Annotated in this window: 13 protein-coding genes; all 13 read right to left on the reverse strand. The window is 54.7% G+C overall.

Annotated features, from left to right (window positions below):
- Positions 1-2: 2 nt before the first annotated feature.
- Positions 3-3491, reverse strand: a complete 3489-nt coding sequence (gene dnaE, locus ACSOSI_RS20545; RefSeq protein ID WP_476706063.1) for a DNA polymerase III subunit alpha — start codon at positions 3489-3491, stop codon at positions 3-5.
- 69 nt (positions 3492-3560) lie between these two features.
- Complete coding sequence (gene rnhB / locus ACSOSI_RS20550) at positions 3561-4154, reverse strand: ribonuclease HII (RefSeq protein ID WP_012146481.1); 594 nt, start codon at positions 4152-4154, stop codon at positions 3561-3563.
- Positions 4151-5299: a lipid-A-disaccharide synthase gene (gene lpxB / locus ACSOSI_RS20555; protein ID WP_012146482.1), complete on the reverse strand. Its 1149-nt coding sequence runs from the start codon at positions 5297-5299 to the stop codon at positions 4151-4153. Before lpxB ends, rnhB begins: the two co-directional genes overlap by 4 nt.
- A gap of 3 nt (positions 5300-5302) precedes the next feature.
- Positions 5303-6091: an acyl-ACP--UDP-N-acetylglucosamine O-acyltransferase gene (gene lpxA, locus ACSOSI_RS20560; RefSeq protein WP_012146483.1), complete on the reverse strand. Its 789-nt coding sequence runs from the start codon at positions 6089-6091 to the stop codon at positions 5303-5305.
- Between the two features lie 3 nt (positions 6092-6094).
- Positions 6095-6550 carry a 3-hydroxyacyl-ACP dehydratase FabZ gene (fabZ, locus tag ACSOSI_RS20565; protein ID WP_017893789.1) on the reverse strand — a complete coding sequence of 152 codons (456 nt, stop codon included), beginning with the start codon at positions 6548-6550 and terminating at the stop codon, positions 6095-6097.
- Between the two features lie 161 nt (positions 6551-6711).
- Positions 6712-7734 (reverse strand): UDP-3-O-(3-hydroxymyristoyl)glucosamine N-acyltransferase, encoded by a 1023-nt coding sequence (lpxD, locus tag ACSOSI_RS20570; RefSeq protein ID WP_012146485.1) that lies wholly within the window; start codon positions 7732-7734, stop codon positions 6712-6714.
- A gap of 4 nt (positions 7735-7738) precedes the next feature.
- Positions 7739-8236, reverse strand: coding sequence for a molecular chaperone Skp (gene skp / locus ACSOSI_RS20575; protein WP_017893791.1), 498 nt, complete (start codon positions 8234-8236; stop codon positions 7739-7741).
- Positions 8237-8395: 159 nt separating this feature from the next.
- Positions 8396-10801 carry an outer membrane protein assembly factor BamA gene (bamA, locus tag ACSOSI_RS20580; RefSeq protein ID WP_012146487.1) on the reverse strand — a complete coding sequence of 802 codons (2406 nt, stop codon included), beginning with the start codon at positions 10799-10801 and terminating at the stop codon, positions 8396-8398.
- A gap of 35 nt (positions 10802-10836) precedes the next feature.
- Complete coding sequence (rseP, locus tag ACSOSI_RS20585; protein WP_012146488.1) at positions 10837-12192, reverse strand: sigma E protease regulator RseP; 1356 nt, start codon at positions 12190-12192, stop codon at positions 10837-10839.
- Positions 12193-12220: 28 nt separating this feature from the next.
- Positions 12221-13069: a phosphatidate cytidylyltransferase gene (gene cdsA / locus ACSOSI_RS20590; protein ID WP_012146489.1), complete on the reverse strand. Its 849-nt coding sequence runs from the start codon at positions 13067-13069 to the stop codon at positions 12221-12223.
- Between the two features lie 9 nt (positions 13070-13078).
- Positions 13079-13837 carry a (2E,6E)-farnesyl-diphosphate-specific ditrans,polycis-undecaprenyl-diphosphate synthase gene (gene ispU / locus ACSOSI_RS20595; RefSeq protein ID WP_012146490.1) on the reverse strand — a complete coding sequence of 253 codons (759 nt, stop codon included), beginning with the start codon at positions 13835-13837 and terminating at the stop codon, positions 13079-13081.
- A gap of 278 nt (positions 13838-14115) precedes the next feature.
- Positions 14116-15312: a 1-deoxy-D-xylulose-5-phosphate reductoisomerase gene (gene ispC / locus ACSOSI_RS20600; protein WP_115183939.1), complete on the reverse strand. Its 1197-nt coding sequence runs from the start codon at positions 15310-15312 to the stop codon at positions 14116-14118.
- Positions 15313-15469: 157 nt separating this feature from the next.
- A complete protein-coding gene (gene frr, locus ACSOSI_RS20605; RefSeq protein WP_012146492.1) occupies positions 15470-16027 on the reverse strand; it encodes a ribosome recycling factor in 558 nt (185 codons plus the stop codon).
- Between the last annotated feature and the right edge of the window lie 54 nt (positions 16028-16081).

Genomic DNA, 16081 nt, shown 5'->3' on the forward strand with positions numbered 1-16081 from the left:
TTTTAGTCAAATTCCAGTTCCACCTGCTCATTACCTACCAAAGTCCGCAAATCTATCAATAAGCGGTCGGTGGGCGTCACGCGCCAGGTTGCGCCAAAACGCAGCTTGGCCCGCGCATCTTCCCGTTGATAGTAAAGATGCACTGGAATCGTCCCCGAGCGATGGGGTTCCAAAGACTGACGGAGACGGTTCAAAAGCTGGTCATCAATTTGCCTGTCCGTCAGCGAGATAGCAAGTCCGCGAGCGTATTTTTCACGGGCTTCACTGATGTCCATTAGCTCGCGGGCGGTCATTTTAAGCCCACCGCTAAAGTCATCAAAGCTGACCTGTCCACTGGCGATCAGGATACGGTCTTTTTCCAATAAATGCTGGTATTTTTCTAACGCATCGGTGAATAACATCACTTCCAGACGGCCTGAACGGTCATCCAGCGTAAAAATTCCGATGCGATTACCCCGCTTGGTGACCATAACCCGTGAGGCGATCACCAGCCCAACGGCGGTCGTCATCTTGCCCCGATCCGTCGGGTGCATATCTTTCAAACGCTGGCCACCGGCATAGCGTTCGATTTCCTTCAGGTACTGGGTGATCGGGTGGCCAGTAAGGTACAACCCCAGCGTTTCCCGTTCACCGTCCAGCACCACCTGCTCCTGCCAGAGGGGCACGTTGGCGTAGGATTGCTCCACCTGCTCCGGCGCTTCGGCCAGTACGCCAAACATGTCCACCTGGCCGATCGCTTCGGCTTTGGCATGCTGATCGGCCGCTTTCAACGCATCGGGTAATGAGTTCATCAGCGCGGCGCGGTGCGGCCCAAGGCGGTCGAATGCCCCGGACATGATCAGCTTTTCCAGAATGCGGCGGTTCAGTTTTTTGATATCTGAGCGAGCACACAGATCGAACAAGTCTTTGAAGTAGCCCTGCTCACCACTGTTACGCGCTTCAAGAATGGCTTCAATCGGCCCTTCCCCGACGCCCTTGATAGCGCCGATGCCGTAAACGATCTCGCCTTCATCGTTAACGTGGAAATGGTACTGACCGCTGTTGATGTCCGGCGGCAGGATTTTCAACCCCATACGCCAGCATTCATCCACCAACCCGACCACTTTATCGGTGTTGTCCATATCGGCGGTCATTACCGCCGCCATAAACTCGGCTGGATAGTGCGCCTTCAGCCACAATGTCTGGTATGACACCAGCGCATAGGCGGCGGAGTGCGATTTGTTGAAGCCGTAACCGGCGAATTTCTCCACCAGGTCAAAGATTTTTACCGACAGTTCACCGTCGATACCGCGTGATTTTGCCCCATCTTCGAAACCGCCACGCTGCTTGGCCATCTCGACCGGGTTCTTTTTACCCATCGCACGACGCAACATGTCCGCGCCGCCCAGCGAATAGCCGGCCAGCACCTGGGCAATCTGCATTACCTGTTCCTGGTACAGGATGATGCCGTAGGTAGGCTCCAGCACCGGCTTGAGCGACTCATGCTGCCACTGGATATCCGGGTAGGAGATTTCTTCACGACCGTGCTTACGGTCGATAAAGTTATCTACCATGCCAGACTGCAGCGGCCCAGGGCGGAACAGCGCCACCAGGGCGATCATATCTTCGAAGCAGTCGGGCTTCAGGCGTTTGATCAAGTCTTTCATGCCGCGCGATTCAAGCTGGAAGACCGCAGTGGTCTCCGAACGCTGCAGCATATCGAAGCTTTTCTTGTCTTCGAGCGGGATAGCGGCGATATCGATCGGTTCCAGCCCGGTCTTCGCGCGGCGGGCGTTGATCATCGCCAACGCCCAGTCGATGATGGTCAGGGTACGCAGGCCCAGGAAGTCGAACTTCACCAGCCCGGCGTATTCCACATCGTTCTTGTCAAACTGGGTTACCGGATGCTGGCCTTCCGCATCGCAGTACAAGGGGGCGAAGTCAGTGATTTTGGTCGGTGCGATCACCACACCACCGGCGTGCTTACCGGCGTTACGCGTCACCCCTTCCAGCTTGCGCGCCATGTCGATCAGCGCTTTGACTTCCTCATCAGCCTCGTAAATTTCCGGTAACTGCGGCTCGGCGGCAAAGGCTTTCTCCAGCGTCATACCCGGATCGGGTGGCACCAGCTTGGAGATACGATCGACGAAGCCATACGGGTGACCCAGCACGCGGCCCACGTCGCGAATAACCGCTTTCGCCGCCATGGTACCGAAGGTAATGATCTGGGATACCGCCTCACGACCGTACATCTCCGCCACGTGATCAATCACCAGATCGCGTTTTTCCATGCAGAAGTCGACGTCGAAGTCGGGCATCGAAACACGTTCCGGATTAAGGAAACGTTCGAACAGCAGGTCAAATTCCAGCGGATCAAGATCGGTGATTTTCAGCGCGTAAGCCACCAGTGAACCGGCACCAGAACCACGGCCTGGCCCGACCGGCACGTCGTTGTCCTTCGACCACTGGATAAACTCCATCACGATCAGGAAGTAGCCCGGGAACCCCATCTGGTTGATTACTTTCAGCTCAATATCCAGACGTTCGTCGTATTCAGGGCGGCGCTGGGCACGCACCTCCGGATCCGGGAACAGGAACTCCAGTCGATCTTCCAGCCCTTCCTTCGACTTAAGGACCAGGAAGTCCTCGGTAGTCATATCACCGGTTGGGAACTGCGGCAGGAAGTATTCGCCAAGGCGAATAGTCACGTTACAACGCTTGGCGATCTCTACGCTGTTGAGCAAGGCCTCCGGGATGTCGGCAAACAGCTCACACATCTCGTCTTCGTCACGCATGTATTGCTGCGAGGTGTAGTTACGCGGGCGCTTGGGATCATCGAGCGTGAAACCGTCGTGGATGGCAACGCGGATCTCGTGGGCGTCAAAGTCATCTGCGACCAGAAAACGCACATCGTTGGTGGCCACTACCGGCAGCCCACGTTCGGTCGCCAGGGCTACCGCCGCATGCAGGTAGTTTTCTTCGTCCGGCCGACCGGTACGGATCAGTTCGAGATAGTAACTGTCGGGGAAGTACTGCTGATAAAACTCCAGGCACTGCTCCACCTGCGGCTGGTTGCCGCGCAGCAGAAACTTGCCGACGTCGCCCTGACGGGCGCCAGAGAGCAGGATAAGCCCTTCACGGTGCTCAATCAGCCAGTCACGATCGATGATCGGTCCGGCAGCGCCGTAACCACGCTGATAGGCGCGGGAAATCAGCAGCGTCAGGTTTTGGTAACCTTCATTATTGGCGGCCAGTACGGTGAGCTGCGCCAGCTCGTCGCCCAGCACTTCACTTTGCACATGAAAATCCGCGCCGATGATCGGTTTGATCCCGGCGCCGTGCGCGCTGCCATAAAACTTCACCAGGCCACACAGGTTGGTAAAGTCGGTAATTGCCAAAGCGGGCATGGCTAACGCGGCGGCTCTTTTCACCAACGGTCCGATCTTGGCTAATCCATCAATCATGGAGTAGTCGCTATGAACGCGCAGGTGAATAAAACGAGGTTCGGCCATATCCAGATACCTGAATCTAGGGGTTCAGCGAACTGAACCCGGGTTAACTCTATCGCTAGGGCCGGCAGATTACAGCGCCAGCACCCTTCTAACCGGGGCAAAGCTGCGGCGATGATGCTCGGTCGCACCCAGTGCGGCCAGCCGCTCCAGATGGAAAGCGGTTGGGTAGCCTTTATGCTGCGCAAAACCGTAGTCCGGGAATTCCCGATCCAACTCGGTCATTTCGCGGTCACGCGTTACCTTCGCCAGAATGGACGCGGCGCTGATTTCTGCCACGCGGCTATCGCCCTTCACCACCGCCTGCGAACGCATCGGTAATTTAGGACAACGGTTACCGTCGATCAATACCATGTCCGGCGCGATATGCAATCCGGCAACCGCTCGCTGCATCGCCAGCATGGTGGCATGCAGAATGTTCAGTTGATCGATCTCGTCCGGCTCGGCTCGCCCCAGACTCCAGGAAAGTGCCTTTTCGACGATTTCGTCATACAGCGCCAGGCGGCGCTTTTCACTGAGTTTTTTCGAGTCCGCCAGCCCAACGATTGGCCGCGCAGGATCGAGGATCACTGCGGCGGTCACTACCGCCCCGACCAAAGGGCCACGGCCGACTTCGTCCACGCCGGCAATCAGCGTGGCGACAGGATAAATGAAGGGTTCAATCATGCTTTTGCCAGCTCCAACACAGCCTGAGCGGCCTGTTCATCGGCACCACAACGGATGCTTTGGTGCAGGGTAAGGAAAGTCTGTTTCAGTTCGTCGGTTTGCGGACTGTCTTCCAGCAACGGCATGACCGATGCCGCCAGCTTGTCCGGCACGCAGTCGTGCTGCAACAGTTCGGTGACGATCTCACGACCGGCCAACAGGTTGGGCAGCGAGACATAGGGGGTCTTCACCAACCTCTGCGCTATCCAGAAGGTAAAGGGCTTCATGCGGTAACCCACCACCATCGGGCATTTGGCCAGCATGCACTCCAGTGCCGCCGTCCCTGAGGCCAGTAAAGCTGCGTCGCTGGCGATCATCGCCTCACGGCCCTGGCCATTGAGCAAATGGACCCTTAACTCAGGTGCCACTTCCGCCTTGATGCGTTCGAACTGCTCGCGTCGCTTGGCGTTAACCAACGGCACCACCAGTTCCAGCTCCGGATAGCGGGTACGCAGCAACTGGGCCGTCTTCAGAAAATCAGCGCTCAGCATCTCGACTTCCGCACCGCGGCTGCCCGGTAGCAGGGCCAGACAACGCGCATCAGCGGCAATGCCCAGTTTAGCGCGCGCAGCCAGTTTGTCCGGTTGCAGCGGCATGGCGTCGGCCATGGTATGGCCGATAAACCGACAGGGAACGTTGAAACGATCGTAAAACGCTTTTTCGAAAGGGAGAAACGCCAACACCAGATCGGTGGCTTTGCCTATTTTGAAAACGCGCTTTTGACGCCAGGCCCAAACGGAGGGGCTGACATAGTGAATAGTGCGGATGCCGCGCTGTTTCAGGCGACCTTCCAGGGTGATATTGAAGTCCGGCGCGTCGATACCCACAAACACATCAGGCGCGAGATCGCTGAACCGGCGGGTAAGATCCTTGCGGATCTTTAACAGGCGTGGCAGGCGCTCAAGCACCTCGACCACGCCCATTACCGCCAGCTCTTCCATTTCGTACCAGGTTTCGCAGCCTTCGGCCTGCATCAGCGGGCCGGCGACGCCAACAAAACGCGCGTCGGGGATCTGCGCCTTGAGCGCGCGAATTAAACCGGCGCCAAGAATATCACCGGAAGTTTCTCCGGCGACCAATCCGATGGTCAATGGGCGATTTTGCATAGGTCAGCGAATAATACCGCGGGTGGAACGACCAAAGAAATCAAGGAACTGCTGCACCACTGGCTGTTCTTTCGCCAGGGCTTCGATTTCTGTTTTCGCTTCATCCAGCGTTTTCTCGCTGCGATAAAGAATTTTGTAGGCGTTACGGATAGCCTGCATTTCATCTTTATCAAAACCACGACGCTTCAGGCCAACGGCGTTAACACCAAATGGCGTGGCGTGGTTACCCTGCGCAATGACAAAAGGTGGCACGTCCTGGGCTACGCCGGAACAACCGCCAACCATCACGTGAGTCCCGATAATGCAGAACTGATGAATAGCCGTCATACCACCGATAATGGCATGATCGTCAATTTCCACATGGCCGGCCAGCGTGGCGTTGTTTGCCAGGATACAGGAGTTACCCACCACGCAGTCGTGCGCGACATGCACGTTAACCATCAGCAGGTTGTCATTACCTACTTTGGTCAAACCGGTGCCCTGCGCCGTACCGCGATGAATGGTGACGCTTTCGCGGATGCGGTTGCGATCGCCAATCTCGACACGCGTCGGTTCACCCGCGTATTTCAGATCCTGATTCACTTCGCCAATAGAGGCGAACTGATAGATCTGATTATCGCGGCCGATTTTGGTCAAGCCATTCACCACAATGTGGGACTTCAGTACCGTGCCTTCGCCGATTTCCACCTGGGAGCCGACGTAGCAGAAGGGACCGATGTGCGCACCAGCGCCGATAACGGCGCCTTCTTCAATAATCGCGCTAGGATGGATAAAGGCGGTTTTGTCGATCACGGATTAGGCCTCCCGGCTGCGCGCACACATCATGGTTGCTTCGCAGACAATTTTGCCGTCGACGGTCGCCACGCCTTTAAAGCGCGTCAAACCACGACGAGTTTTCTCAAAGGTGACTTCCATGATCATTTGATCACCAGGCACTACCGGACGTTTGAAGCGAGCTTCGTCGATACCGGCAAAGTAATACAACTCGCCCGGCTCCAGTTTGCCGACGCTTTTAAACGCCAGAATACCGGTGGCCTGCGCCATGGCTTCCAGAATCAATACGCCTGGAAAAATCGGCTTACCAGGGAAGTGTCCCTGGAAAAACGGCTCATTTACAGATACGTTCTTCACCGCACGCAGGAATTTGTGCTCCTCAAACTCGAGGACGCGATCAACCAGCAAGAACGGGTAACGGTGAGGAAGCAACTCTAAAATTTCTGCAATATCCAGAGTATGAGTGTCAGTAGTCAAAATACTCTTCCTGTCTCTAAAAACTGATGGCATCAACAACACGGCCTGCGCTGCCCCCAATAAGGAGGAAGTCATGCAGGCCGCAAATTAACAACTCTTTGCGCTTTTGGTCTCATGACCAACGCGTTTCGTTTTGTACCCAGCGAGGCGGGCGGTAGTGATTAGTCTTTTCCGACTTTTCGTTCGACAGCTTTTAAGCGCTTGCTAATCTCATCGATATTCATCACCAACGCAGCGGTTTTACGCCAAACTTTGTTGGGTTGTAACGGAATGCCCGAAGAGTATACCCCAGGTTCGGTGATTGGTCGCATAACCATTCCCATTCCGGTGACAACAACCTTGTCGGCGATCTCCATGTGACCGTTGATCACGCTGGCTCCGCCGATCTGGCAGTAGCGGCCGATTTTCAGGCTGCCCGCCATGATAACACCGCCGGCAACGGCAGTATTGTCGCCAATCACCACGTTATGTGCAATCTGGCATTGGTTGTCGATGATAACACCATTCCCGATCTGGGTGTTATCCAGCGCGCCGCGGTCAATGGTGGTGCAAGCGCCAATCTCGACGCGATCGCCGATAATTACCGTGCCCAACTGAGGGATTTTGATCCACTCACCACGTTCGTTGGCATAGCCGAAACCATCAGCACCAATCACAGTACCTGATTGGATCAGGCAGCGTTGGCCGATCTCGACTTCATGATAAATCGTTACGTTCGCCCACAGACGCGTACCCGCGCCAATGCGTGCACGTTTGCCGATGAAGCAGCCAGGGCCGATAACCACGTTATCGCCAAGCACTGCGCCCGACTCGATCACCGCATTGGCACCAATGGCAACATGCTGACCCAGAGTGGCTTCAGGTGAGATAACCGCGCTTGGAGCGATATCCTGAGCCGGGGACGGCGTGGTATCCATCAGTTGCGCCATGCGCGCGTAAGTCAGGTAAGGATTTTTAACCACCAGCGCCGCAGAACGACAGTGTGGTAAATCCGCCTCGGTAAGCACTACTGCGCTTGCCTGGCAGGAAGCCAGCTGCTCTTGATAGCGGCTGTTTGACAAAAACGTGATTTGGCCAGCCTGTGCCGAATGCATAGAAGCAATGCCGGTGATGACGAGATCGCCATCACCGTGCAATTGTGCATCCAACTGCTGCGCTAGATCAGCCAGTCGAATTGAAGGCATGTTGTTATTTAACCTGTTTCAGCACGTCAGCAGTGATGTCTTTAGAAGTCCCTGCGTAGGCAACAGCGTTAGCATCGATAACTACGTCGTAGCCTTCTTTGCTGGCAACAGATTTCACAGCGTCCTGAATACGGCTCAGGATTTTGTTACGCTCTTCCATCTGACGGCGACGGTTGTCCTGCTCAAAAGCCTGTGCTTTCTGAGAGAACTGCTCGCGCTGTGCCATCACGTCTTTTTCCAACTTGCTGCGATCGCTGGCTTTCATGGTAGCGCCATCACGCTGCAAACGTTGCATTTTGGTCTGAAGGCTACGCTCCATAGTCTGAAGCTCACCCGCACGGCCTTTAAACTCGTTTTCCAGCTGTTTAGCTACGGTTTCACGAGCCGGCAACTGTTGGAAAATGCTGGAGACGTTAACTACAGCGATCTTATCTGCTGCCTGAACGCCAGCTGAAGCAGCCATTGCTAAACCGAGGCCTGCGGCACACAACCACTTTTTCACTATAAACTCCTTACCATCACCCATTTGTGTCATATGACACTTGAAGTACACAATCTGCCAGACTTATCCCGCAAAACAATGAGAATCATCTCTCTGTGCTCTGACGGGCGCCTGGCATTTGCGATTCTTAATAACTGCTATGCCCAGAAGCCGGACCTGTTACCAGGTCTTGCCAATGTTAAACTGGAACTGTTCGGACTTGTCGCCTTCGTATTTCTTGATCGGGTTGGCATAAGAGAACACCAACGGACCCAAAGGTGACATCCACTGCAAGGCGATACCGGCAGAAACGCGGATATTGCTCGCCTTACTGTAGTCCGGAATATCATACATGCTGGTTTGAGCCGTATTCTGCCAGTTGGTATCCCACACGGTACCCGCATCCATGAACAGTGAAGTACGCACCGAGTTGGCGTATTTCTCACTGATGAATGGCGTTGGTGTGATCAGCTCCATGCTGGCGACAGCCATGGCGTTACCGCCCACTGCGTCGTCCGAATTACAAATCGGGGTACCGTTACTACAGCCATACGAATTGGAGTTGTAGTATGCCGCTTTTGGACCAATGGTGTTGGAGCCGAAACCACGCACGGTGCTGGAACCACCGGCATAGAAGTTCTCGTAGAACGGCATTTCTTTGCCGCCCAGACCATCTGCATAACCCAGACGGCCACGACCCAACAGCACCCAGGTGCGGTCATCATTGATCGGAACATACTGCACGCTGTCTAACGTCAACTTGTAGTATTCGTTATCTGATCCTGGAATGGTGACTTTACCATTGAGCGTAGTGCGGTTACCCGAGGTTGGGAAATAGCCACGGTCAAGGTTGTTGTAGGTCCAACCCAGGTTCAGCGTGAAGTCATCGGCAGAATAGCTGGCGCGATCGGTGGTGTTAGGGTTCAGACCCATCGAGTCCAGATAACGCCACATGGCAATCTGCGGCTGCATGTTGGACAAGCCGTTATGCACGTAACCCAGGCCGGTACGCAACGAGTTGTTTTCGTTGATCGGGAAGCCCAAGGTACCGTCTATACCGTAACTCTTGTTGGTATAGTCGGACAGGTCCGCGTCATCGGCTTTAAAGTCGTTGTAGAAGATACGGCCACCCAAACTCACACCGTCAACGGTGAAGTACGGGTTGGTTACCGACAGCTCGGTGTAGGTCTGGTAATCGTTCTTGGTACCGCTGATACCGACGGAATAGCCGGTCCCCAGCCAGTTGTCCTGCTGAACGCCCGCCTGGAAGCTCACGCCGCTCTCGGTGCCGTAGCCAACGCCGAAGTTGAAGGTACCGGTGTTACGCTCTTTCACCTTATAGGTGACATCAACCTGATCTGCAGTACCTGGCACGCGTTGGGTTTCCACATCTACCGTTTCAAAATAGCCCAAACGGTTCAGACGTTCTTTGCCCTGCTCTACCTGTGCATTGCCCAGCCACGCACCTTCCATCTGACGCATTTCACGGCGCAGTACGGAATCTTTACTGGTGTCGTTGCCTTCAAACTTGATGCGACGGACATAGAAACGGTTACCCGCATCAATATTCACGTGCAGCTTCACGGTTTTATCCGCGTCGTTGATTTCAGGCTGGGTAGAAACACGCGGGTAAGCGTAACCGTAACGGCCCAACATCGTTTTGATGTTGTCTTCCATTTTGGTCACTTTACTGCCGTTATACAGCTCACCTGGCTCAATCTTGGTCAACTGGGCGACTTCCGCCGAGTGGCCGGCCAGATTACCGTTCACCACCACGTCGGTGAGCTTGTACTGCTCGCCTTCAGTGATATTGATGGTGATATAGATGCCTTTTTTGTCCGGCGTCAGGCTGACCTGAGTCGAATCAATATTAAAGCGCGCGTAGCCGCGGTCCAGATAGAAACTGCGCAGGGTTTCGAGGTCACCCGCCAGCTTTTGCTTCTGGTATTTGCGATCGCCAACCACGTTCCACCACGGCACTTCATCACGCAGTTGGAAGCGTGAAATCAGTTCATCATTGGTGAAGGCATGATTGCCGACAATGTTGATTTGTTGAATCTTGGCGGAAACCCCTTCCGTGAACACCAGTTTCAGGTCAACACGGTTACGCGGCAATGGCGTGACCACGGCTTTCACCGAGGCACTGTATTTACCGACGCTGTAATAGAAGTCTTCCAGCCCTTTTTCAATGCTGGATATCGTGGTGCGGTCGAGCGCTTCGCCAACCCGAACGCCAGAGGCTTCCAGGTTTTGCTTGAGCATGTCATCTTTCACCGACTTGTTGCCGGAGAAAGTGATGCTGGCAATGGTAGGGCGTTCCTTAACCTGAACAATCAGCGTATTACCATCGCGCAGCACGCGAACGTCCTCGAAGTTGCCAGTGGCAAACAAGGCACGGATGGTATTACTGATATCATCGTCAGTGACGGTATCGCCTACGCGAACCGGCATGTTGAGTAACGCCGCACCGACGGCGACTCGCTGCAGGCCTTCGAAATGAATATCCTTCACTACGAACCCGTCTGCACCGTATACGGTGGCGCTGCCAAACAGCAGCGACGCTATGAGCAACTTTTTCATCGCCATCGTTGTTATGCGTTCTTCCTAACCTATCCCCGCCCCTAAAGACGAGAAAAATCATTGAAAAGTGCAAGACCCATTAAAAGCACCAACACGATCGAACCTATGCGGTAACTGTAGTCCTGTACTCGCTCGGAAACCGGCCCACCCTTCAGCTTTTCTATCGCCAGGAAGAGGAGATGCCCACCATCTAACACCGGTAATGGGAACAGGTTGATGATACCCAGGTTGACACTGATCAACGCCAGAAACATCAGATAATACACAAACCCGACCCCAGCTGACGCCCCTGCTCCCTGTGCAATCGAAATCGGGCCACTCAGGTTGTTCAGCTTTACATCACCGGTTATTAATTTACCCAGCATTTTGACCGTAAGGCTCATAAGCTGCCAGGTCTTGTCCCCAGCCTGATACAGCGCCGGGAAAGGTCCATACTGGCGAATCGTCTTATACTCGTCCGGCAGCGGCAACACTTTCGGAATGATGCCGGCAAAACCCACCGATTTGTCTTTTCCCACCGGCTTTGTATCCGGTATCAGCGTCAAAGACAAGGGTGCGCCGTTTCTTTCGATCTCTAAAGCCAGCGGTTGCCCTGGACCGTTGTGTATCCGTTTCACCAACGTTTGCCAACGACCCAATAACTGACCATCGACTTTAACGATCCTGTCCCCCGCTTGTAAACCCGCCTTTTGCGCTGCCGACCCCGGCTGCACTTCGGCAAGGACAGATTCTATCTGCGGGCCGCGCGGAATGATACCCAACGCCACCACGGGATCCTGTTTGTCCGGCTCAAAATTCCACTGGCGCAAATCCAGGGTTTTGGTCACCACACTGGAAGAACCAAACGGCGCGATACCCACCTCGGTTTCTGCGTCGCCAATCTTCGCCACCAGTGCCAGACGAACTGATTCCCAATCAGGCGTTTCGATGCCATCTACGGACTTAAGTTCCATTCCAGGCGAAATTTCAGCGTGGGCTGCAATCGATTGGGGAGCGATTTCACCGATTACCGGGCGGAAACTGGGCACGCCGATAATGAATACCAGCCAGTAAGCAAGGATAGCAAACAGGAAATTGGCGATAGGACCGGCACTGATGATAGCGGCACGCTGCCAAACGGTTTTGTTGTTAAACGCCTGATGACGGAGTTCCGGTGCGACCGAATCAACCCGCTCATCGAGCATCTTCACGTAGCCGCCAAGCGGGATCAGGGCAATCACGTACTCCGTACCCTGACGGTCGGTACGACGCCACAGGGCGCGGCCGAAGCCAATGGAGAAGCGTTCTACACGGACGCCGCAGCGACGGGCGACCCAAAAGTGCCCGAACTCATGCACGGTGATCAATACACCGAGCGCAACAAGAAATGCGACTAAGTTCCAGAGCACGCTAACCATAATCCCTTCACTCCCCGCCGTTGACGGATTAAAACACTAACAGCATCAGGCAGGCAAATACAGGCACTGCTGCGGTCAGGCTATCGATACGATCCAGTATGCCGCCATGACCCGGTATCAAATGACCGCTGTCTTTGATACCCGCTTCGCGTTTGAACATGCTCTCGGTAAGATCGCCCAGCACGGAGGCCAGCACGGCAATCACCGAACAAATCAGTAAGGTTGTCGGCACCACATTGAGCGGGGCATAACGACCAAACAGCCAGGATATCAGGGCCGAAGTAATCAGGCCACCGACCAGCCCTTCCCAGGTTTTCCCCGGAGAAACTTTGGGTGCCAGCTTATGCTTGCCGAACAGTTTGCCGAACATGTAGGCACCGGAATCCGCGCCCCAAACCAGCAACATCACATACAGCAGCCACCAGGCGCCGGTGAAGTGGTTTTGTTCGTAGCCGAACTGACGCAGCGATAGCATACCCCAGAAGAACGGCACTATGGTCAGCAGACCGAAAACCAGACGTATCGGGCGTGAGTTACGCCACAGTGCGGCCGAGCCGGGATAGAACAGCACCAGCAACAGCGCCACCAGCCACCAAGCCATTGACAGCCACAGCGAACCGCCTACCTGAAGTAAATGGACCGACTGATGATAGGCCGGAATACTGAGCATCATCAACGCCAGCAGGAAGCCGCACAATATCGCCAACCAGATGCGCTGCGAGCGGGAGGTAAATCCGGCCAGTTGGCCCCACTCCCAGGCCGCTAACATGCACACCACGAGTGTTACCAGGGCAAAGCCCACCGGCGGCAGCAAAAACAGCGCCGCGATAACAATCGGAATTAAGATCAGAGCAGTTATGAGGCGATACTTCAGCAAAAGTTCCCCCTAGGACGCATTGGCGCCGATAGGTGTTGTTCCCCCGAAGCGACGCTCGCGTTGTGCAAATGCATTCAGCGCACCTTCAAAGACAAGTTCATCAAAATCAGGCCAGAGTACATCAGTAAAGTAAAGTTCGGCATAAGCAATTTGCCACAGCAAGAAGTTACTGATGCGATGTTCGCCACCGGTACGGATCACCAAATCCACCGGCGACAGATCGTTCATGCAGATCCGCTCACCCAGTAACTCTTCGCTGATTTGATCCGGACGCAGTGAACCGTCCTTCACCTGCTCAGCCAGTTCCCTTACTCCCTGAATAATATCCCAACGGCCGCCATAGTTGGCAGCAATGTTGAGCGTCAGGCCATCGTTATTTTCTGTCAGTTGCTCGGAGCGACGGATCCGCTCCTGCAAGCGCGTGCTGAAACGGCTGATATCACCGATCACTCGCAGTCTGACGTTATGTTTATGCAGGCTTTTTACTTCACTGTCCAAGGCGCGGACGAAAAGCTCCATCAAAGCGGAAACTTCCTGCACTGGACGATTCCAGTTCTCGCTGCTGAAGGCATAAAGCGTGAGCGCATCTAAATGGTTGTTGGCGGCAAAACTGACCGCGCGACGCACCGATTTCACCCCTGCTTTATGACCGAAGACACGTAACTTACCCTGACGTTTAGCCCAGCGCCCGTTGCCGTCCATAATAATGGCGACATGTCGTGGCCCCAGAGTGGACAGATTAGCCTCTTGTTGATTTGCGGACGACATAACTCGTACTTATTTCCTCAATAGAAATACAACTGCCCTTCCGGAACATCAGGCCCTTACGCGCAAAAAAAGCCGTGTGCCCGACACGGCTTTTCAGACTGCCTTGCGACAGCCGGTAATCTGCGCTGTACTATCGGCATTCGAGATGTCAATCAGGCCATAATTCAACGGTATAACCGCTGAAAGGTGGCGCAGACTATACCACCTCAGCAAGGCCTGAACAAACGGCCCCACTGCGGCACGCGTAATTTGCGAACAAAATAGGACAATTGCCGGTATCAGTTATGCAGTGATTTAACCAATCCAACCGCAACCTCACGCGCCTGGCGATCTATTTCTAAGACCGCATCAATGCAGGACGGTTCCTGCAGTGACAGCCGTTCGACTACTTTTTGGTTCACTGCCGCAATATCGGTAAAGCGAATCTGCTCCTGCAGGAAAGCCGCCACGGCCACTTCGTTAGCCGCGTTCAGCGCGGTAGTCGCCGCCTGACCGGCATCAAAGGCCTCAATGGCCAGATACAGGCAGGGATAGCGTTCCCGTTCAGGCTCGGCAAAGGTCAGCGAGCCGATGCGGCAGAAATCCAGCGCTTCCACACCAGAATTAACGCGCTGAGGATAAGCCATCGCATGGGCGATCGGCGTACGCATATCCGGCGTGCCCAACTGGGCCAGTACGCTGCCATCGGTGTAACGAACCATCGAGTGGATCACCGACTGCGGATGCAGAATCACTTCCATTTGCTCGGCCGAGGCGTTAAACAGCCAGCGGGCCTCAATATATTCCAGTCCTTTGTTCATCATGGTGGCGGAGTCCACCGAGATCTTGCGCCCCATCGACCAATTGGGATGGGCACAGGCCTGATCCGGCGTCATCGTGGTGAACTGCTCCAGCGGCGTAGTGCGGAACGGGCCGCCGGAACCGGTAAGCACGATGCGCGACACACCATGACTCTCTAATGAAGAGTATCCCAACTGACGCTGAATGCTCTCAGGCAAACTCTGAAAAATGGCGTTATGTTCGCTGTCGAGCGGCAGTAACTGCGTCTTGCTCTGTTGCACCGCGTCCATAAACAGACGCCCGCAGGTGACCAGCGACTCTTTGTTCGCCAGCAGCACCTGCTTGCCGGCACGAATTGCCGCCAGCGTTGGCAGCAGTCCGGCAGCGCCCACAATGGCTGCCGTGACCTGGTCGACGTCGTCCAATGCCGCCAACTCACAGGCCGCCTGCTCGCCCGCCATCACCTCGGTGGCAATACCGTTTTCCGCCAGCAGAATACGCAGTTCACGCGCAGCGCCTTCGTCCGCCATCGCGGCATAGGCCGGGCGAAATTCGATGCACTGTTGCGCCATGACCGCGACATTGCGGCCGGCAACCAGCGCTTTAATCGCAAAACGGTCGGGATTTTCCCTGACCACGGCCAGGGTACTGGTCCCCACTGAGCCGGTGGAACCAAGAATAGTCAGTTGCTTCATGAGCTCACTCTGAATAACTGTCTGATGAGATCGGAGGTGCTCCAGTGTGTAACCTTGGCCACCACTTGTCCATGATCAATCAGTACGATGAAACGGGATCTGCGCCACAAAAAACAAAGCGCCGCCCAGGCGACGCTTTTTTTCTGCGCGATGCTGATTAGAATTCCATCAGCTCTTTTTCTTTATCCGCCAGAGCGGCATCCAGAAGTTTGATGTAAGCATCGGTCAGCTTCTGAACGTCGTCCTGTGAACGACGATCTTCATCTTCGCTGATTTCTTTGTCTTTCAGCAGCGCTTTAACCTTGTCGTTGGCATCACGGCGCACGTTACGAACCGCTACACGGCCCTGCTCAGCTTCATTACGCACGATCTTGATCAGATCTTTACGGCGCTCTTCGGTCAATGCAGGAAGTGGAACACGGATGTCGCTACCGGCTGAAGATGGGTTCAGACCCAGATCGGAGCTCATGATTGCCTTTTCAACAGCGGCACTGATAGAGCGGTCAAATACGTTAATTTTCAGCGTACGAGAATCTTCTACCGTCACGCTAGCCAGCTGACGCAGCGGCGTAGATGCGCCGTAATATTCAACCATGATGCCGTCCAGGATGCTCGGAGAAGCGCGGCCGGTACGGATTTTACTGATTTGGTTTTTGAATGCTTCTACGCTTTTTTCCATGCGTGAATCAGCATCTTTTCTGATTTCATTAATCACGTTGCGAACCCTTGAAAGCTGGATACTTGGCAGGCCATACCACAGTATAGCCCG

The organism is Serratia sp. AR11 (assembly GCF_056376275.1).